Source organism: Bradyrhizobium sacchari, assembly GCF_002068095.1.
In the GTDB taxonomy this organism is placed as follows: Bacteria; Pseudomonadota; Alphaproteobacteria; order Rhizobiales; family Xanthobacteraceae; genus Bradyrhizobium; species Bradyrhizobium sacchari.
Genome location: NZ_LWIG01000001.1, coordinates 722,384 through 740,627, shown reverse-complemented (window position 1 = coordinate 740,627; position 18,244 = coordinate 722,384). Strand labels below are relative to the sequence as shown.

General features: G+C 64.9%; 19 protein-coding genes, 1 tRNA gene and 1 pseudogene. 13 read left to right on the top strand and 8 right to left on the bottom strand.

Annotated features, from left to right (window positions below; genetic code table 11):
- The 6 genes from A5906_RS43755 to A5906_RS03350 all read right to left on the bottom strand — a co-directional run.
- The coding region (locus A5906_RS43755; RefSeq protein ID WP_245326571.1) for an ATP-binding cassette domain-containing protein at window positions 1-196 on the bottom strand (196 nt) is incomplete at its 3' end.
- A 13-nt stretch (window positions 197-209) separates the two neighbouring features.
- Window positions 210-1,058 (bottom strand): sn-glycerol-3-phosphate ABC transporter permease UgpE, encoded by an 849-nt coding sequence (ugpE, locus tag A5906_RS03370; RefSeq protein ID WP_080133810.1) that lies wholly within the window; start codon window positions 1,056-1,058, stop codon window positions 210-212.
- Window positions 1,058-1,939: a sn-glycerol-3-phosphate ABC transporter permease UgpA gene (gene ugpA / locus A5906_RS03365; RefSeq protein WP_080133809.1), complete on the bottom strand. Its 882-nt coding sequence runs from the start codon at window positions 1,937-1,939 to the stop codon at window positions 1,058-1,060. The genes ugpE and ugpA overlap by 1 nt, the downstream gene beginning before the upstream one ends.
- Window positions 1,940-1,987: 48 nt before the next feature.
- Complete coding sequence (ugpB, locus tag A5906_RS03360) at window positions 1,988-3,307, bottom strand: sn-glycerol-3-phosphate ABC transporter substrate-binding protein UgpB (RefSeq protein WP_080133808.1); 1,320 nt, start codon at window positions 3,305-3,307, stop codon at window positions 1,988-1,990.
- A 219-nt stretch (window positions 3,308-3,526) separates the two neighbouring features.
- Window positions 3,527-4,729, bottom strand: coding sequence for a CaiB/BaiF CoA transferase family protein (locus tag A5906_RS03355; RefSeq protein WP_080133807.1), 1,203 nt, complete (start codon window positions 4,727-4,729; stop codon window positions 3,527-3,529).
- A 177-nt stretch (window positions 4,730-4,906) separates the two neighbouring features.
- Window positions 4,907-5,332, bottom strand: coding sequence for an organic hydroperoxide resistance protein (locus A5906_RS03350; protein ID WP_061023501.1), 426 nt, complete (start codon window positions 5,330-5,332; stop codon window positions 4,907-4,909).
- 155 nt (window positions 5,333-5,487) lie between these two features.
- On the opposite strand from A5906_RS03350, the gene A5906_RS03345 reads away from it, so the two are divergent.
- Window positions 5,488-5,946: a MarR family winged helix-turn-helix transcriptional regulator gene (locus tag A5906_RS03345; protein WP_080133806.1), complete on the top strand. Its 459-nt coding sequence runs from the start codon at window positions 5,488-5,490 to the stop codon at window positions 5,944-5,946.
- Window positions 5,947-6,061: 115 nt separating this feature from the next.
- On the opposite strand, the gene A5906_RS03340 is transcribed toward A5906_RS03345, so the two are convergent.
- Both A5906_RS03340 and A5906_RS03335 read right to left on the bottom strand, forming a co-directional pair.
- Window positions 6,062-6,137: transfer RNA gene (locus tag A5906_RS03340), tRNA-Ala, on the bottom strand.
- A gap of 96 nt (window positions 6,138-6,233) precedes the next feature.
- Window positions 6,234-6,641 carry a TIGR02300 family protein gene (locus tag A5906_RS03335; protein ID WP_080133805.1) on the bottom strand — a complete coding sequence of 136 codons (408 nt, stop codon included), beginning with the start codon at window positions 6,639-6,641 and terminating at the stop codon, window positions 6,234-6,236.
- Between the two features lie 158 nt (window positions 6,642-6,799).
- Between A5906_RS03335 and aroA the strand changes: the two genes are divergently transcribed.
- The 12 genes and pseudogenes from aroA (at window position 6,800) to A5906_RS03280 (ending at window position 18,191) form a co-directional block, all read left to right on the top strand.
- Window positions 6,800-8,137: a 3-phosphoshikimate 1-carboxyvinyltransferase gene (aroA, locus tag A5906_RS03330; protein ID WP_080134050.1), complete on the top strand. Its 1,338-nt coding sequence runs from the start codon at window positions 6,800-6,802 to the stop codon at window positions 8,135-8,137.
- Complete coding sequence (gene cmk / locus A5906_RS03325) at window positions 8,134-8,772, top strand: (d)CMP kinase (RefSeq protein WP_080133804.1); 639 nt, start codon at window positions 8,134-8,136, stop codon at window positions 8,770-8,772. Before aroA ends, cmk begins: the two co-directional genes overlap by 4 nt.
- 266 nt (window positions 8,773-9,038) lie before the next feature.
- Complete coding sequence (rpsA, locus tag A5906_RS03320) at window positions 9,039-10,745, top strand: 30S ribosomal protein S1 (RefSeq protein WP_027576919.1); 1,707 nt, start codon at window positions 9,039-9,041, stop codon at window positions 10,743-10,745.
- 346 nt (window positions 10,746-11,091) lie between these two features.
- Window positions 11,092-11,335: pseudogene (locus tag A5906_RS43750) on the top strand (signal peptide peptidase SppA); the annotation flags it as partial.
- A 1-nt stretch (window position 11,336) separates the two neighbouring features.
- The coding region (gene sppA / locus A5906_RS03315; RefSeq protein WP_245326570.1) for a signal peptide peptidase SppA at window positions 11,337-12,073 on the top strand (737 nt) is incomplete at its 5' end.
- A 171-nt stretch (window positions 12,074-12,244) separates the two neighbouring features.
- On the top strand, window positions 12,245-12,550 hold the full coding sequence (locus tag A5906_RS03310; protein ID WP_008539997.1) for an integration host factor subunit beta: 306 nt from the start codon (window positions 12,245-12,247) through the stop codon (window positions 12,548-12,550).
- A gap of 71 nt (window positions 12,551-12,621) precedes the next feature.
- Window positions 12,622-13,014 (top strand): lipopolysaccharide assembly protein LapA domain-containing protein, encoded by a 393-nt coding sequence (locus tag A5906_RS03305; RefSeq protein WP_080134049.1) that lies wholly within the window; start codon window positions 12,622-12,624, stop codon window positions 13,012-13,014.
- A 65-nt stretch (window positions 13,015-13,079) separates the two neighbouring features.
- Window positions 13,080-13,751, top strand: coding sequence for a phosphoribosylanthranilate isomerase (locus A5906_RS03300; RefSeq protein ID WP_080133803.1), 672 nt, complete (start codon window positions 13,080-13,082; stop codon window positions 13,749-13,751).
- Window positions 13,748-14,965 carry a tryptophan synthase subunit beta gene (gene trpB, locus A5906_RS03295; RefSeq protein WP_080133802.1) on the top strand — a complete coding sequence of 406 codons (1,218 nt, stop codon included), beginning with the start codon at window positions 13,748-13,750 and terminating at the stop codon, window positions 14,963-14,965. Before A5906_RS03300 ends, trpB begins: the two co-directional genes overlap by 4 nt.
- The gene (trpA, locus tag A5906_RS03290; protein WP_080133801.1) at window positions 14,962-15,798 is read left to right on the top strand and encodes a tryptophan synthase subunit alpha; all 837 of its coding nucleotides are present in this window, start codon (window positions 14,962-14,964) and stop codon (window positions 15,796-15,798) included. The genes trpB and trpA overlap by 4 nt, the downstream gene beginning before the upstream one ends.
- A 111-nt stretch (window positions 15,799-15,909) precedes the next feature.
- Window positions 15,910-16,851: an acetyl-CoA carboxylase, carboxyltransferase subunit beta gene (accD, locus tag A5906_RS03285; protein ID WP_080133800.1), complete on the top strand. Its 942-nt coding sequence runs from the start codon at window positions 15,910-15,912 to the stop codon at window positions 16,849-16,851.
- On the top strand, window positions 16,848-18,191 hold the full coding sequence (locus A5906_RS03280) for a bifunctional folylpolyglutamate synthase/dihydrofolate synthase (RefSeq protein ID WP_080133799.1): 1,344 nt from the start codon (window positions 16,848-16,850) through the stop codon (window positions 18,189-18,191). The genes accD and A5906_RS03280 overlap by 4 nt, the downstream gene beginning before the upstream one ends.
- The last annotated feature ends 53 nt before the right edge of the window (window positions 18,192-18,244 follow it).

Below are 18,244 nucleotides of genomic sequence, written 5' to 3'. Positions count from 1 at the left end.
GGCCGCCGATGTCGATCTCGCCGCCGGTGACGGTCTCGAGCCCCGCGACCATGCGCAGCAGCGTGGACTTGCCGCAGCCGGAGGGGCCGACCAGCACGCAGAACTGTCCGTCGGCGACGTCGACATTGACGCCTTTGATGGCTTCGAAGCCGCCGGTGTAGGTCTTGCGGACGTTGCGCAGGGTGACGTTAGCCATGAAAACTCGCTTGTTACTTTTCCGTCTCGACCAGGCCGCGCACGAACAGCTTCTGCATGGCGACGACGACGAACACCGGCGGCAGCATGGCCAGCACGGCGGTCGCCATCACGATCGGCCATTCGGTCAGCGCGTCGGTGGTGGTGATCATCTTGCGGATGCCGACCTGGATGGTCTGCATGTCGTCGCGGGTGGTGATGAGCAGCGGCCAGAGATATTGATTCCAGCCGAGGATGAACAGGATCACGAACAGCGCCGCCATGTTGGTGCGCGACAGCGGTAGCAGCGTATCCCAGAAGAAGCGCAACGGGCCCGCGCCGTCGATGCGCGAGGCTTCCAGCAGCTCGTCCGGCACCGTCATGAAGAACTGGCGGAACAGCAGCGTCGCCGTCGCCGAGGCGATCAGCGGCAGGGCGAGGCCCGCATAGCTGTCGAGCATGTGCAGGTCGGCGACGATCTTGTAGGTCGGGTAGATGCGCACCTCGACCGGCAGCATCAACGTGATGAAGATGATCCAGAAGATCGCCATGCGGAACGGGAAGCGGAAATAGACGATGGCGTAGGCCGAGATGATCGAGATCGCGATCTTGCCGATCGCGATCGCCAGCGCCATCACCAGCGAGTTGAGCATCATGTTGCCGACGGGCTCGCGCGTCGCGCCGCTCGTGCCGACGAAGATGGTCTGGTAGTAGACCTCGAAGAAATGGCCGCCCGGCAGCAGCGACATCTGCCCGTTGGCGATCAGCGCGTTGTCCTGGGTCGAGGCGACGATCGCGATGTAGACGGGGAAGGCGACGATCGCGATCCCGATCCAGAGGATGAAATGGGCGACGTAGCGGCGGATGCCCTCTTGCTCGACCATCAGTAGGTCACCTTGCGTTCGACGAAGCGGAACTGGATGCCGGTCAGCACGATGACGAGGATCATCAGGATCACCGACTGCGCCGCCGAGCTGCCGAGATTGCCGCCGAGCAGGCCGTCCGAATAGACCTTGTAGACCAGCGTCACCGTCGAGGTTCCGGGACCGCCGCGGGTCATGGTGTCGATGATGCCGAAGGTGTCGAAGAAGGCGTAGACGATGTTGACGACCAGCAGGAAGAAGATGGTCGGCGACAGCAGCGGGAACGTCACGGTCCAGAACCGCCGCATCGGGCGCGCGCCGTCGATCGCGGCGGCCTCGAACACGCTTTTCGGGATCGCCTGCAGGCCGGCGAGGAAGAACAGGAAATTATAGGAGATCTGCTTCCACGCGGCGGCGAGGATGATCAGCGTCGCGGCCTGGTTGCCGTCGAGCAGCGGATTCCAGTCGATGCCGGCGCCCCGCAAGTAACGCGAGATCACGCCGAGCGAGGGGTGCAGCATGAAGATCCAGAGCACGCCGACCACGGGCGGCGCGACCGCATAGGGCCAGATCAGCAGCGTGCGGTAGAGCGTCGAGCCACGCAGCGGCTTGTCGGCCATCACCGCCAGCAGCAGCGCAACGGACAGCGACGAGACCGCGATGGCGAACGAGAAGAAGAAGGTGCGGACGATCGCCTCGAAATAGGCGGGGTCTTTGAACAGCTCGATGTAATTGTCGAACCAGACGAAGCTCGTCGAGAGGCCGAAGGCGTCCTGGAGCAGGAACGATTGAACCGCCGCCTGCAGGGCCGGCCAATAGAAGAAAATCAGGACGACCGCGAGCTGCGGTGCAACCAGCGCGTAGGGCAATAGCTTCGATTGGAAAATGGCTTGCTTTTGCATGATGCCCCGGAAGCGGCAGGCCGGGCATCCGGCCTGCCGCCAGTCGCCTTACTTCACAGCGGTCTTTTCGAACTGGCGCAGCATGGCGTTGCCACGTTCGACCGCGGCGTCCAGCGCCTGCTTGGCGGTCTTCTTGCCGGCGAGCGCCTGCTCGATCTCCTCCGACCAGACGTCGCGGAGCTGCACCATGTTGCCGAGGCGCAAGCCCCGCGAATTGTCGGTCGGCTCCTTGTTGGTCAATTCGAGCAGCGGCGTTTCGAGATAAGGCTGATCCTTGTAGAAGCCCTCGGCCTTGGCCTTCTCATAGGCGGCCTTGGTGATCGGCAGATAACCGGAGGCCTTGTGGATCCAGACCTGGCGGTCGGTGTCCGACAGGAACGTCAGGAACTTTGCCACGCCCTTGTATTCGTCGGCCGACTTGCCGCCCATGATCCAGAGCGAAGCGCCGCCGATGATCGAGTTCTGCGGCGCGCCCTTGGCGTCGGGATAGTAGGGCATCGGGGCGGCGGTGAAGGCGAACTTGGCCTGCGCCTTGATGTTGGCGAACAACGACGAGGAGCTCAGGTAGATCGGGCACTCGCCGGAGGTGAAGCGACCCTCGCCGGTGTTGGTGCGGCCGGCATAGTCGTAGGTCTTGTCCTTCTGGAGCTCGACGAGATTTTCGAGATGCTTGACCTGGAGCGGACCGTTGAACTGAAGCACGGTGTCGAAGCCGTCGAGGCCATTGGCCTTGGTCGAGAGCGGGACGTTGTGCCAGGCGGAAAGCTGTTCGAGATTGACCCAGGTCACCCAGGAGCCCGAGAAGCCGCAAGTGGTGTAGCCGGCGGCTTTCAGCTTCTTCGCATCGTCGAAGACTTCCGGCCAGGTCTTCGGCGGCTCGGTGATGCCGGCCTTCTTGAGCGCATCGAGATTGATCCACGTGACGGTGGATGAAGAGTTGAAGGGGAACGACAGCATCTCGCCCTTCGAGGTCGAGTAGTAGCCGGTGATCGCGGGCAGGTAGGCCTTCGGATCGAACTTCTCGCCGGTCTCGGCCATCAGCTTGTAGACCGGCTTCACGGCGCCGGTCGCGGCCATCATGGTCGCGGTGCCGACTTCGAACACCTGCATGATGTGCGGAGCGTTGCCGGCGCGGAACGCGGCGATGCCGGCGTTCATCGTATCAGGGTAGCTGCCCTTGTAGGTCGGGACCACCTTGTAGTCGGTCTGCGACGCGTTGAAGTCGTTGGCGAGCTTGACGATGACGTCGTTGTTGGCGCCGGTCATCGCATGCCACCACTGGATTTCGGTCACCGCCAGGGCCGGCGAGGCGCCGAGGCCAACCGCAAGTGCAACAGCAGCCGTCGCGCCAAAATGTCGAAGAGCCATCAAGAAAACCTCCCTTGCCCGTCACTCAAGAAGCGCTTGCGCTAGCAGCGCCATATGACGTTCACATGACTGTGTAAGCGGCCGAAACGAAAGCGGCAAGCGCTCGAAAAGGGAAGCCGTCAAATAGGCGAATGCGGAGCGGACGGCCACTGCCGTTCGCGCCGCACAGGCGTGGGCGCGCCGCAGTGCGGCATTATCGAAGGCGTGACGGCGAGGGGTCTAGCGCTTGCGCTCGGGGCCGCAGACCGTGCCCTTCGCGACCATCGCGTCGATCTCGGACTTGGAGTAGCCGAACTCGCCCAACACCTCGGCGGCGTGCTGGCTGAATTTCGGGGGCAGGCGCCGCAGGCTCGGCTTGCTGCGATCGAGCCGGATCGGCGAGGCCACGCCCTTGTACCAGTCCTTCTCGATGATATCGCCGCGCGCGATCGTGTGCGGGTTCGTCAACGCCTGGTCGATCTTCTGCACCGGACCTGCGGGAAGGCCCGCCGCGAGCAGGCGATTGCACAGCGGCTCGGCCTCGTGCTGGCTGAACACCGCGGCAAGCTCGGCGCGCAGCGCCTCGCGGTTGGCGATGCGGTCCTTGTTGCGGGCAAAGCGCGGATCGGTGCCGAGCTCGGGCTTGCCGATCTCCTTTGCGAGCTTGCGGAAGGTGCCGTCATTGCCGACGCCGATGAAGATGTTGTCGGTCTTCGTCGGGAAGATCGCATAAGGCACGAGGTTCGGATGCTCGTTGCCGGTGAGGCCGGGCGGCTTGCCGTGCATGAAATAGTTCGCGGTGTGCGGATGCATGATGGCGAGGCCGGTCTCGTACAGCGTGGTCTCCAGGAACTGGCCCTTGCCCGAACGCTGCCGCTCCGACAGCGCCATCAGGATGCCGATCGCGGCATAGAGGCCCGTGGTGATGTCGACCAGCGGCACGCCGATCCGCATCGGCCCGCTCTCGGGCGAGCCGGTCGCCGCGATCATGCCGGTCATGGCCTGGATGATGGCGTCATAGCCGGGATTGCCGCCGCGCGGCCCGTCGGCGCCGAAGCCGCAGATCCGGCAATGCACGAGGCGCGGGAATTTCTGGCTGAGCACATCGTTGCCGATGCCCCATTTCTCCAGCGTGCCCGGCTTGAAATTCTCGATCAGGACGTCGGCCGTCTCCAGCATCTTCAGCAGCACGACACGGCCGCCCTCGGAGGCGAGGTCGAGGCCGATCGAGCGCTTGTTGCGGTTGATGCCGACGAAATAGGCCGCGTCCTCCTCGTGGAACGGAGGGCCCCATTCGCGCACCTCATCGCCCGCGGGCGGCTCGACCTTGATGACGTCGGCGCCGTGGTCGGCGAGGATCTGGGTGCAGTAGGGACCGCCGAGCACGCGCGTGAGATCGATGACGCGCAGTCCGCTCATTGCGCCCATTGCTGCTTCGGTCATGCCTTCGCTTCCCTGTGTCGGTTGATGATCACAGGCCTAGCGAGGTTTTTTTGCGCCAGCAATGGGCCCCCGCGTGGAGCCGTATGCGCCGCCGCGCGGCCATCCCGCGAGGTGGCAAATTCCAGCGGAAGCGGCCGGCCCGAGGGGGATCCCGGGCCAGCCAATCCGCATCTCCGATCAGACGACCGTCAGGCGAACGTCGACATTGCCGCGCGTGGCATTGGAGTACGGGCACACCTGGTGGGCCTTCTCGACCAGCGCCTCGGCCTCCGCCCGGGCAAGACCCGGTAGCGAGACGGCGAGGTCGATGTCGAGGCCGAAGCCGCCCTCGGAGCGCGGGCCGATGCCGACGGTCGAGGTGACGGAGGCGTCGGCCGGAACCTTCGGGCCGCCCTGCGAGGCCACGAACTTCATCGCCCCGATGAAGCAGGCGGCATAGCCGGCCGCGAACAGCTGCTCGGGATTGTTGCCGGCGCCGCCGCCGCCACCGAGCTCCTTCGGCGTGGTGAGCTTGACGTCGAGCGCGCCGTCGAGGGTCGCAGCATGGCCGTCGCGGCCGCCGGTGGCCTTGGCGCTGGTCTTGTAGAGCACGTTCACGGACATTGTCGTCTCCTCGGGTGTTTCCGGGTTGGGATGCGATCCTTATCGCAGGCAATTAGATTGTGCGCAATCTAATTCGGCATGCCTCACATTTAATTGTTCGCAATTGAATATGCCGCCGGCCAGCCCCAGAATGGGAGAAACCCGTGAGATTCTCCATGGCCCGGAAACTATCGACCCTCGACCCGCAGCGGCTCGACAACCAGATCTGCTTCGCGGTCTACTCCGCCGCGCATGCCTTCAACCGCGTCTACAAGCCGCTGCTCGACCGGCTCGGCCTGACCTATCCGCAATATCTGGTGATGCTGGTGCTGTGGGAGCGCGACGACGTGCCGGTCAAGGACATCGGCGAAAAGCTGTTTCTGGATTCGGGCACGCTGACCCCGCTGCTCAAGCGGCTCGAGGCCGCTCATCTCGTCAAGCGCACCCGCTCACGCGAGGACGAGCGTCAGGTCATGATCGCCCTGACCGCGCAGGGCCATGCACTGAAGGAGAAAGCGCGTAGCGTGCCGCAGTCGATCCTGGCGGCATCGGACTGTTCGGTGTCGGAGCTGGTGACGATGAAGGACGAGATCGTCGCGCTGCGGGATCGGCTGAATGCGGTGATCGGGGAGTAGTTGGGATTCAAAGCCCGTCTTCGCCCTTCGGGCCATGGCGGGCAGCCTTCGCTCACTTCGCTACGAGGGACTTCCGTAGGTTTGCCCAGCCGAAGCTCGCGAAGAGAGCGAAGGCTGGTGGAGCCAGGCGGGATCGAACCGCCGACCTCTTGCATGCCATGCAAGCGCTCTCCCAGCTGAGCTATGGCCCCTTAAGTCTTCCAGTTGGGAGGATCCTGGGGGATCCATCCGGCCGGCGAGCCTTCCGACTCGCGCGGTGCACCCTTTTTCACAGATCAGGACTGATCTCAAGTCTCTTCATCACCTCCGACATCACCAATGATGTCGGTCACGTCCTCATCGCCCTCTTCCTCGTCAGCAATGAAGGTCGAATCATCGTCATCGTCGTCGTCGAGGGTCTCGTCGACCTCGATATCGTCCTCCGATTCGGGGACGACAGCCTTGACCTTGCCGGTGTTCTCCTCGGCATCGGCCTCCTCCAGGGAGACCATCTCTTCGGCCTCCGCCGGCTCCGGCGTCGTGTCCTGGGCCATGCTGCGGGCTTCGGCGCCACGGGAGGCACGCGCAGGCGCGATGGGGGCGATCGGCACCACTTCGCCGGTATAGGGCGAGATCACCGGATTCTTGTTGAGGTCGTAGAATTTCTTGCCCGTGGTCGGGCAAATACGTTTGGTTCCGAGTTCGGACTTGGCCACGGCAGGAATCCTGGGAATGTCTGAAAAGCGGTGCTTCACTTGGCTAGTTGGCGGGCCGCTGTCAATAGCGCATTACGGGAGAAAGACATGCCCGTGACGGGGCGCAGACCATGTGGTACCTGCGCGGCTGCCCGCAGGGCCCACTCAAGGACACAATCTTGACCCATTCCGACCAACCGAGGCCGCTCCAGTCTCGTGCCAGCGGTCCCCTGACCGGGAAAGTACGGGTGCCCGGGGACAAGTCGATCTCCCACCGCGCCCTCATCCTGGGTGCGCTCTCGGTCGGCGAGACCAGGATTTCGGGCCTGCTCGAGGGCGAGGACGTCCTCAACACCGCCAAGTCGATGCAGGCGCTGGGCGCCAGGGTCGAACGCACTGGCGATTTCGCCTGGAAGGTCAACGGCGTGGGTGTCGCCGGCTTCGCCCAGCCCAAGGTGGCGCTGGATTTCGGCAATTCCGGCACCGGCTGCAGGCTGGTCATGGGCGCCGTCGCGGGCTGCCCGATCTCGGCGGTATTCGACGGCGATGCCTCGCTACGCAGCCGCCCCATGCGCCGGATCCTCGATCCCCTCGAAAAGATAGGTGCCAAGGTCACCTCCGGAAGCGAGGGCGGGCGTCTGCCGCTGACCCTCCAAGGCGCGCGCGATCCGCTGCCGATCACCTACAAGACCCCGGTCGCCTCGGCGCAAATCAAGTCGGCTGTGCTGTTGGCAGGTCTCGCCGCGCCGGGCATCACCACGGTCATCGAGACCGAGGCCAGCCGCGACCACACCGAGCTGATGCTGAAGCACTTTGGCGCCGACGTCACATCAGTGCAGGAAGGCCAGCACGGCCGCCGCATCACGCTGGTCGGCCAGCCCGAGCTGCATGGCGCCAATGTCGTGGTACCGGCCGACCCCTCGTCAGCGGCGTTCCCGATCGTTGCCGCACTGATCGTCGAGGGCTCCGACGTCGTGCTGTCCGACGTCATGACCAATCCGCTGCGCACCGGCCTGTTCACCACGCTGCGCGAAATGGGCGCCTTCATCGAGGAGAGCGAAGTTCGCGGCGATGCCGGCGAGCCGATGGCGCGCTTGCGCGTGCGCGCGTCAAAACTGCGCGGCGTCGAGGTGCCGCCGGAACGGGCGCCGTCGATGATCGACGAATATCTGGTGCTGGCGGTCGCGGCATCGTTCGCCGAAGGCACGACCATCATGCGCGGCCTGCAGGAGCTGCGCGTCAAGGAATCCGATCGCCTGGAGGCGACCGCCGCGATGCTCCGCGTCAACGGCGTCAAGGTCGAGATCTCCGGCGACGACATGATCGTCGAGGGCCGCGGCCACGTCCCCGGCAGCGGCACTGTCGCCACCCACATGGACCACCGCATCGCGATGTCGGCGCTGGTGATGGGCTGCGCCTCCGACCAGCCGGTGACCGTCGATGACACCGGCTTCATCGCCACCAGTTTCCCGGATTTCATTCCGATGATGCGTTCGCTGGGGGCCGAGTTTTCATGATTATCGCCATCGACGGGCCCGCGGCCTCGGGCAAGGGCACGCTCGGCAAGCGTCTCGCCCACCATTACGGCTATCGTCATCTCGATACCGGCGTGATCTACCGCGCGGTGGCCTATGCCCTGATGCAGTCCGGCCATGATCTCCGGGACGAGGCGGCCGCGGTGCAGGCCGCGTTGGAGCTCGATCCCGAAAAGTTCGGCAATCCCGCCCTGAAGACCCAGGAAGCCGGCGAGGGCGCCTCGATCGTCTCGGCGATCCCCAGGGTTCGCGAGGTCCTGGTTAATTTCCAGCGGCAATTCGCCGCCGATCCGCCGGGCGCCGTGCTCGACGGTCGGGATATTGGAACCGTGATCTGCCCCCATGCCGACGTGAAGATCTTCGTCGTGGCCGACCCCAAGGTGCGCGCCCGCCGGCGCACCATGGAGGCCAAGGCCAGGGGCGAGGAGGCCGACGAGGCGGCCGTGCTCGCCGACATCATCCGGCGCGACGAGCGTGACAAGAACCGGCCGATTGCGCCTTTAAAACCGGCCCCGGATGCTTACTTGCTAGATAACTCCCAACTGGATATAGAAGGCGGCGTCCGGGCCGCCATCGACATTATCGAGGCCGTCCGAGCGGGCCGGTCGCGGGGTTAAGCCGCCGCCGTCATTGGAGGAAGCGCCCGCTCCCGCTCTTTGAGGTCGATACTCTCGGTCCCTGTTTCGGGGCCGGCGCGATCCAGGCTCCGGACAAGATTTTCACGTATCGAATGCGCGGGCCTCTGCCGGCCCGCTTCCGCTGTTCCGCCTTTAGGGTCGGAGCAGCAAGCGGTCGCTCGAAGGTTTTGCGGACCTTCCGACACTGCGTGTGCGATGCGCCCATGAACCCAACGGCCGGCAATACATCCGCAACTGGAGAACAAATGGCTTCGACTTCTGCTGATACCTATAGCCCGTCGCGTGACGATTTCGCCGCGATGCTCGACGAGTCCTTCGCAGGTGGCAACCTGCAGGAAAGCTCCGTCGTCAAGGGCAAGGTGGTTGCAATTGAAAAGGACATGGCCGTCATCGACGTCGGCCTGAAGACCGAGGGCCGCGTTGCCCTGCGCGAATTTTCCGGCCCCGGCCGTGACTCCGACCTCAAGGTCGGCGACGAGGTGGAAGTGTTCCTCGATCGCATCGAGAACGCCCTCGGCGAGGCCGTGCTGTCGCGCGACAAGGCGCGCCGCGAAGAGAGCTGGGGCAAGCTCGAGAAGGCCTTCCAGAACAACGAGAAGGTCAACGGCGTCATCTTCAACCAGGTCAAGGGCGGCTTCACCGTCGACCTCGACGGTGCCGTGGCCTTCCTGCCGCGCTCGCAGGTCGACATCCGTCCGATCCGCGACGTTGCGCCGCTGATGAACAACTCGCAGCCGTTCCAGATCCTCAAGATGGACCGCCGCCGCGGCAACATCGTGGTGTCCCGCCGCACGGTTCTCGAAGAGACCCGCGCCGAGCAGCGCCAGGAGCTGGTGCAGAACCTCGAAGAGGGTCAGGTCATCGACGGCGTGGTCAAGAACATCACCGATTACGGTGCGTTCGTTGACCTCGGCGGCATCGACGGCCTGCTGCACGTCACCGACATCGCGTGGCGCCGCGTCAACCACCCGACCGAGGTGCTCTCGATCGGCCAGACCGTGAAGGTCAAGATCATCAAGATCAACCACGAGACGCACCGCATCTCGCTGGGCATGAAGCAGCTGCTGGACGATCCGTGGCAGGGCATCGAAGCCAAGTACCCGCTGGGTGCCCGCTTCACCGGCCGCGTCACCAACATCACCGACTACGGTGCGTTCGTCGAGCTCGAGCCGGGCATTGAAGGCCTGATCCACGTCTCCGAGATGTCGTGGACCAAGAAGAACATGCACCCCGGCAAGATCGTATCGACCTCGCAGGAAGTCGACGTGCAGGTGCTGGAAGTCGATTCCGTCAAGCGCCGCATCTCGCTCGGCCTCAAGCAGACCATGCGCAACCCTTGGGAGGTCTTCGTCGAAGGTCACCCGACCGGTTCGGTGGTCGAGGGCGAGGTCAAGAACAAGACCGAGTTCGGTCTGTTCCTGGGTCTCGAGGGCGACGTCGACGGCATGGTCCACCTCTCCGACCTCGACTGGAAGCTTCCGGGCGAGCAGGTGATCGACAACTACAAGAAGGGCGACATGGTGAAGGCCGTGGTGCTCGATGTGGACGTCGAGAAGGAGCGCATCTCGCTCGGCATCAAGCAGCTCGAAGGCGACCCCTTCGCCGAGCCGGGCGATGTCAAGAAGGGCGCTGTCGTGACCTGCGAAGTGCTCGAAGTGAAGGAGAGCGGTATCGAGGTGAAGATCGCCGGTACCGACTTCACCACCTTCATCAAGCGCTCGGAGCTCGCGCGTGACCGCAACGACCAGCGCGCCGAACGCTTCGCCGTCGGCGAGAAGGTCGATGCCCGCGTGATCCAGTTCGACAAGAAGGCCCGCAAGGTCCAGGTGTCGATCAAGGCGCTCGAAGTCGCCGAAGAGAAGGAAGCCATCGCGCAGTACGGCTCCTCCGATTCGGGTGCGACGCTCGGCGACATCCTCGGCACCGCCCTCAAGAACCGCGATAACAAGTAAGCGAAACTTCCGTTTCGCGGGCAATCGAAGCCCCGGCGTAAGCCGGGGCTTTTTTGTTGCGGCATACTCAACTGTCGTCCCGGGGCGCGCGAAGCGCGAGCCCGGGACCCATAACCGCAGGGAGTGGTTTGACGAAGACTCGGCGTGAGCGTCTCGCGTCATGCTCCTCCCTGTGGTTATGGGTCCCCGCCTTCGCGGGGACGACATCTGAATGTGGCGGCCTCCTGCTCACGCCGCCGGCAAGCCTTCATTTCTTCAAAATGCGCCGCAATTGATGTATCCAGACAAGCCAATGCTTACGTTGTGACGGCACAACGCGCCCGGCCTTTCATTTGGAGATATTTCGATGTCGCTCGATTCGGACATCATCGTCGATCGTCGCAGGATCCGCCGCAAGCTGACGTTCTGGCGTGTCATGGCGGCACTGATCGTGATCGCGGCGATTGCGAGCTTTGCGCTGATCGCAACGCCGGGTGCGCGCGGAACGTTCGCGTCCGCCGGCTCGATCGCGCGGGTCCACATCGAGGGACTGATCCGCAGCGATTCCGATCGCACGCAGGCGCTGGAGCGGCTGGAGAATTCGCAGGCGGNCCGCCGTTATCGTTCACATCAACTCGCCGGGCGGCACCACCGCCGGGTCCGAGCAGCTCTATGACTCGCTGGTGCGGTTGAAGGCGAAGAAGCCGCTCGTCGTCGTGGTCGAAGGTCTCGCCGCCTCCGGCGGCTACATCACCGCGATCGCGAGCGATCACATCATCGCCCAGCAGAGCTCGCTGGTCGGTTCGATCGGCGTGCTGTTCCAGTACCCCAACGTCACCGAGCTCTTGAAGACCATCGGCGTCAAGGTCGAGGAGGTGAAATCCTCGCCGCTGAAGGCTGCGCCCAACGGATTCGAGCCGACAAGCCCCGAAGCGCGCGCCGCGCTCGATGCGCTGGTGAAGGACTCCTACGCCTGGTTCAAGGGACTGGTGAAGGAAAGGCGTGGCATGGATGACACGCAGCTCGAGAAAGTGGCTGACGGCCGCGTCTTCACCGGACGCCAGGCCATCGACCTCAAGCTGATCGACCAGATCGGCGATGAGAAGGCTGCGGTGACCTGGCTGGTCGAGCAGAAGGGCGTCAAGAAGGGGCTTTCGGTTCGCGACTACAAGCTGCAGCCGCGCTTTGGCGATCTGCCGTTCCTGAAGACCGCGGCCGTCGTGACGCTGGAAGCGCTTGGTTTGGGCTCGATCGCGCATCAAATCGGGCAAACCGGCGTCGCGCAGGCCGTCGACCGGCTCGGAATGGATGGAATGCTGGCGTTGTGGCAGCCGGCCGCATCAAATTGACTGGGGCAGGCGAGTTCCCGAAGTTTTTCTCGCACTGCGAGTGTCGGGACAGCCCGCTTTTTCGGCATTTGTCACGCATTTTCACGGCGCTCAACCTTGATTTAGCGTCTTGACAGATCACAGTATTTTCACGGAAATGGTCATCCGCACGCTTCCGGGTCCTATCTCTCGATGATCAAATCCGAACTTGTTCAGCGTATCGCCGAGCACAACCCGCATCTGTACCAGCGGGATGTCGAGAACATTGTGAATGCGATTCTCGAAGAGATCGTAGCGGCCCTCGCACGCGGTGACCGCGTCGAGCTGCGCGGTTTCGGTGCCTTCTCGGTCAAGCATCGCCCTGCACGCGCCGGGCGCAACCCGCGCACCGGCGCCCATGTGCCCGTCGACCAGAAGAGCGTACCGTTCTTCAAGACCGGCAAGGAAATGCGTGAGCGGTTGAACCGCGACCATCCGGATCCCGGCGCAGCAGACTAGGGCCGGCGCCAGGATTTTTTGCGGTCGCGAACGTTGCGGCCGACGGCTTGATTCAAGGCGAGCGAAGCGAGATGCGAAAGTTCCTGACCGCGCTGATCGTGATTCCGCTGGGCCTGATCCTGGCGACCTTCGCGGTGGCCAACCGGCATTTCGTGACCGTCTCCTTTGATCCCTTCATGGAGAATGATCCGGCCCTGTCGCGCACAATGCCGTTGTTCCTGCTCCTGATCCTGGTGGCGGCGCTGGGCGTCGTGGCGGGCGGCTCAGCCGTCTGGTTCGCACAGCGGCGCTGGCGGCGGGCCGCGCGCCGGAATGAGGCTGATGCCCGGGCTGTGAGGGGCGAACTGGCCGATCTGCGGGCCCAGGTGGCCGCGGCAAGGCCCGAGGCGCAGCGCCTCCCCGTGCCCTCCGGGGTCGGCCTTTACGGGCCCATCGGGCGAGACAAGCAGCGCGCGACGTTGTAGAAGCGGCCCCGACCGAAAACCCTGTTTTCCGGCCGCACCTTGCGGCCGCTACCCGCTTTGAGACCATGTCCCTGCTCGTCAAAATCTGCGGCCTGTCCACGCGCGAGACGCTTCAAACGGCGCTCGACGCGGGCGCCGACATGGTGGGGTTCGTGTTCTTTCCGCCCTCGCCGCGGCATCTCTCGCTGGAGCTTGGCCGCGACCTCGGCCGCCAGGTGAAGCAGCGCGCGCTTAAAGTCGCACTCACGGTCGATGCCGACGACGCCACGCTCGACAACATCATGGACGCGCTGTCCCCCGACATGTTCCAGCTCCACGGCAAGGAGAGCGTGGCGCGGCTGCGCGACATCAAGCAGAAGTTCGGCCGCCCGGTGATGAAGGCCGTCCCGGTCGCAACCGCCACCGATCTTGCCGTGCTGCCGGGCTATGCCGCGGTCGCCGATCGCATCCTGTTCGATGCCCGGGCGCCGAAGAATGCGACGCGGCCCGGCGGCTTAGGGGAGCCCTTCGACTGGCACCTGCTGGAAAATCTGGATCTGAAACTGCCCTACATGGTCTCGGGCGGGCTGGACGCCGGCAACGTTGCGGAAGCACTCCGCGTCACCCGCGCCGGCGGTGTCGACGTGTCCTCGGGTGTCGAGAGCGCCCCTGGCGTCAAGGATCCCGAGATGATCAAGGCCTTCATTCGCGCCGCGCGCGCCACCCAGGATGCAAGTCAAGAGCTGAGCGTTCGATGAACATCGCCAAACCCAATTCCTATCGCAGCGGCCCCGACGAGCGCGGTCATTTCGGCATTTTCGGCGGACGCTTCGTCGCTGAAACCCTGATGCCGCTGATCCTCGATCTGGAGAAGGCTTACACCGCGGCCAAGGCCGATCCGGCGTTCCAGGCCGAGATGAACGGCTATCTCAAGAACTATGTCGGCCGGCCCTCGCCGCTCTATTTCGCCGAGCGTCTCACCGAGCATCTCGGCGGCGCAAAAATCTACCTCAAGCGCGAGGAGCTCAACCACACCGGCTCGCACAAGGTGAACAACGTGCTCGGCCAGATCATGCTGGCGCGGCGCATGGGCAAGAAGCGCATCATCGCCGAGACCGGCGCCGGCCAGCACGGCGTCGCCACCGCGACGCTGTGCGCGCGCTTTGGCCTCGAATGCGTGGTCTATATGGGCGCCGTCGACGTCGAGCGGCAGCAGCCCAACGTCATCCGCATGGAGATGCTGGGGGCAAAGGTGTTCCCGGTGCAGTCGGGCACGCGCACGCTGAAGGACGCCATGAACGAGGCGCTGCGCGACTGGGTCACCAACGTGCACAACACCTTCTATTGCATCGGCACGGTGGCGGGTCCGCATCCCTATCCGACCCTGGTGCGCGACTTCCAGTCGATCATCGGCAACGAGACCAAGGCGCAGATGCAGGAGGTCGAGGGACGCCTGCCGGATTCGCTGGTTGCCTGCATCGGCGGCGGCTCGAACGCGATGGGCCTGTTCCATCCGTTCCTCGATGATTCCTCCGTCGAGATCTTCGGCGTCGAAGCGGCCGGCCATGGCCTCACACAGCTGCATGCGGCCTCGATCGCGGGCGGCCGTCCCGGCGTGCTGCACGGCAATCGCACCTATCTCTTGATGGACGCGGACGGCCAGATCCAGGACGCGCATTCGATCTCGGCCGGCCTCGACTATCCCGGCATCGGCCCCGAGCATTCCTGGCTGCACGAGGTCGGCCGCGTCAACTATCTCTCCGCGACCGACGACGAGGCGCTCGCCGCGTTCCAGCTGCTGTCGAAGCTCGAGGGCATCATCCCCGCGCTCGAGCCAGCGCATGCCATCGCCAAGGTGATGGAGCTCGCGCCGAAGCGGCCGAAGGACCACCTGATGGTCGTCAACCTCTCCGGCCGCGGCGACAAGGACGTCCCGCAGGTCGGCGACATCCTGAGGGGCAAGAGCAAGTGACCACGCGTATCGACACCCGTTTTGCCGAGCTGAAGAAGCAGGGCCGCTCGGCCTTCGTCACCTATGTGATGGCCGGCGATCCCGATCTCACGACGTCGCTCAATATCGTCAAGGCGCTGCCCAAGGCAGGCGCCGACGTCATCGAACTCGGCATCCCCTTCACCGATCCGATGGCGGATGGTCCCTCGATTCAGGCCGCAGGTCTGCGCGCGCTCAAGATCGGCACGACCTTGAAGAAGACGCTGGAACTGGTACGCGACTTCCGCAAGGACGACGACGTCACGCCGCTGGTGCTGATGGGCTATTACAATCCGATCTACATCTACGGCGTCGACAAGTTTCTGGCGGACGCCAAGACATCAGGCGTTGACGGTCTGATCATCGTCGATTTGCCGCCCGAGGAAGACGACGAGCTCTGCATTCCCGCGCTGAAGGCGGGCCTGAACTTCATTCGCCTCGCGACCCCGACCACTGACGACAAGCGCCTGCCCGCGGTGCTCGCGAACACGTCAGGCTTTGTCTATTACGTCTCCATCGCCGGCATCACCGGCGCAGCGGCGGCGGACGCCAACGCCGTTGGCGAAGCTGTCGCGCGCATCAAGCGGCATACCAAGCTGCCGATCTGCGTTGGTTTTGGCATCCGCACGCCGGAGGCGGCGCGCGCCATTGCCGAGAAGGCCGATGGTTCGGTGGTCGGCACGGCGCTGGTCGATGCGCTCAAGAACAGCCTCGATGCGGAAGGGCGGGCAACCGCCAAAACCGTTAACGCCGTAGCCGAGCTGACCGCGGCTCTGGCCCAGGGCGTCAAGGGCGCGCGGCAGGCGGCGGAATAGGCCATACTTCCGCTTCCGGAGCGGGCGAGACGACGGCTTGCCGGGGCAGGGTCCGGCGGCCATATATCCTTTCAGGCGATCCTCACGCGAGATCGCACATCGGAGCAAACCATGAACTGGCTTACCAATGTGGTCCGGCCGAAGATCCGCAACATGCTGCGGCGGGAGACGCCGGAGAATCTTTGGATCAAGTGCCCGGATTCCGGACAGCTCGTGTTCTACAAGGACGTCGAGGCCAACCAGTTCGTCATTCCCGGCTCGAACTACCACATGCGCATGGGCGCGGTGGCGCGTCTGAAGTCGATCTTCGACAACGAGACCTGGTTCGACGTCGCGCTGCCCGACGTCACGCCAGATCCGCTCAAGTTCCGCGACGAGAAGAAATATGTCGACCGCATCAAGGATGCCCGCGCGAGAACCAACCTCAACGACGCGATCAAGGTCGGCTACGGCAAGCTCGAAGGCGCTGCCGTCGTCGTCGCCGTGCAGGATTTCGATTTCATGGGCGGCTCGCTCGGCATGGCCGCGGGCGAGGCCATCGTGCGCGGGCTGGAGCTCGCAGTCGAGAAGAAGTCGCCCTTCATCGTGTTCGCGGCGTCGGGCGGCGCACGCATGCAGGAAGGAATCCTTTCGCTGATGCAGATGCCGCGCACCACCGTCGCGGTACAGATGCTGCGCGAGGCAAAGCTGCCCTACATCGTCGTGCTGACCAACCCGACCACCGGCGGCGTCACCGCCTCCTACGCGATGCTCGGCGACGTGCAGATCGCCGAGCCCGGCGCGCTGATCGGCTTTGCCGGCGCGCGCGTGATCGAGCAGACCATCCGCGAGAAGCTGCCGGAGGGTTTCCAGCGCGCCGAGTATCTGAAAGAGCACGGCATGGTGGACATGGTCGTGCATCGCCATGAGCTGCGTCCGACGCTCGCCCGGCTCTGCCGCCTGCTGACCAAGGCGCCGGCAACGGAGAACGCATCGAAGCCGGCGCAGCCGGTCACGAGCCCGGCGCAGATCGTATCGGCCGCCGAGACGGCGCCGGCCGCGCCGCACGCGTGAACGCCTCTTCTGACAGAGCAACGACACCGCTCGGCGAGTTGATCGGGCGGCTGTCGGCCCTGCACCAGAAGCGCATCGACCTCGGGCTGGAGCGGATGCATCGCCTGCTCGAGCGGCTCGGCCACCCCGAACGCAAGCTGCCGCCGGTGATTCACGTCGCCGGCACCAACGGCAAAGGCTCGACGGTCGCCTATCTGCGCGCGACGCTGGAGGCCGCCGGCCTGCGCGTCCACACCTACACCTCGCCCTATCTGGTCCGTATCAACGAATGCTTCAGGCTCGGCCGCGTCGGTGGCGGCGTTCTCGTCAGCGACGACGAGCTGCGCGCGGCGCTCGAAGAGGTGGAGCGCGTCAATGCCGGCGAGCCCGCGACCGTGTTCGAGCTGAAGACCGCCGCGGCGTTTCATCTGTTCGCGCAGAACCCGGCCGACGTCGTGCTGCTGGAAGTGGGTCTCGGCGGCCGGCTCGACTCGACCAATGTGGTCGACACGCCTGCGGCGTGCGTGATCACGCCCGTCAGCATGGACCACATGGATTTCCTCGGTGATACCCTGACATCGATCGCCGGCGAGAAGGCGGCGATCATCAAGCGCGGCGTGCCCGTGATCTCGGCCGAGCAGTTGCCGGAGGCGATGGCCGTGATCGAGGCGCAGGCCAAGCGCATGCGCGCGCCGCTGTTTGCCGCGAACGAGAGCTGGCACGTCAATGTCGAGCACGGACGGCTGGTTTACTCCGACGAGCGCGGCCTGATGGATCTCGCCGCGCCACGGCTGTTCGGCCGCCACCAGTTCGACAATGCCGGGCTTGCGATCGCGACGCTGCGCGCGATTCCGACCTTCAAGGTCAACCACGCCGCCTTCGAAGCCGGCATCGTCGGTGCCGAATGGCCGGCGCGGATGCAGCGCATCACCGCGGGCGCGCTGCTCGCGTGGGGGCCGCAGGGCTCGGAGATCTGGCTCGACGGGGGCCACAATGCCGAGGGCGGCCGCGTCGCAGCCGCGGCGCTCGGCGATCTCGAGGAGCGGGTGTCGCGGCCGCTGGTGGTCATCGTGGGCATGATGGCCAACAAGGACGCGCAGGGCTTTCTCGCCAATTTCGCCGGCCTCACCCGCCATATCATCGCGGTGCCGATCCCCGACACCGAGAACGCGATGCCGGTCGATCGCCTCGCCGACGCGGCGCGCAGCCTGGGCATGCGCGTCGAGATCGCGCCCGGCATCGAGGCCGCGCTGCGCGCCCTGTCGAAGCTCGCTTACGAAGTGCCGCCGCGTATCCTGATCACCGGCTCGCTTTATCTTGCCGGCCATGTGCTGGGGCTCAACGGCACGCCTCCTGCATAGGTGGCCTCGTCCCGGGCGCGGCGCGGCATGAAATGACGCGACGCTGAGCCGGG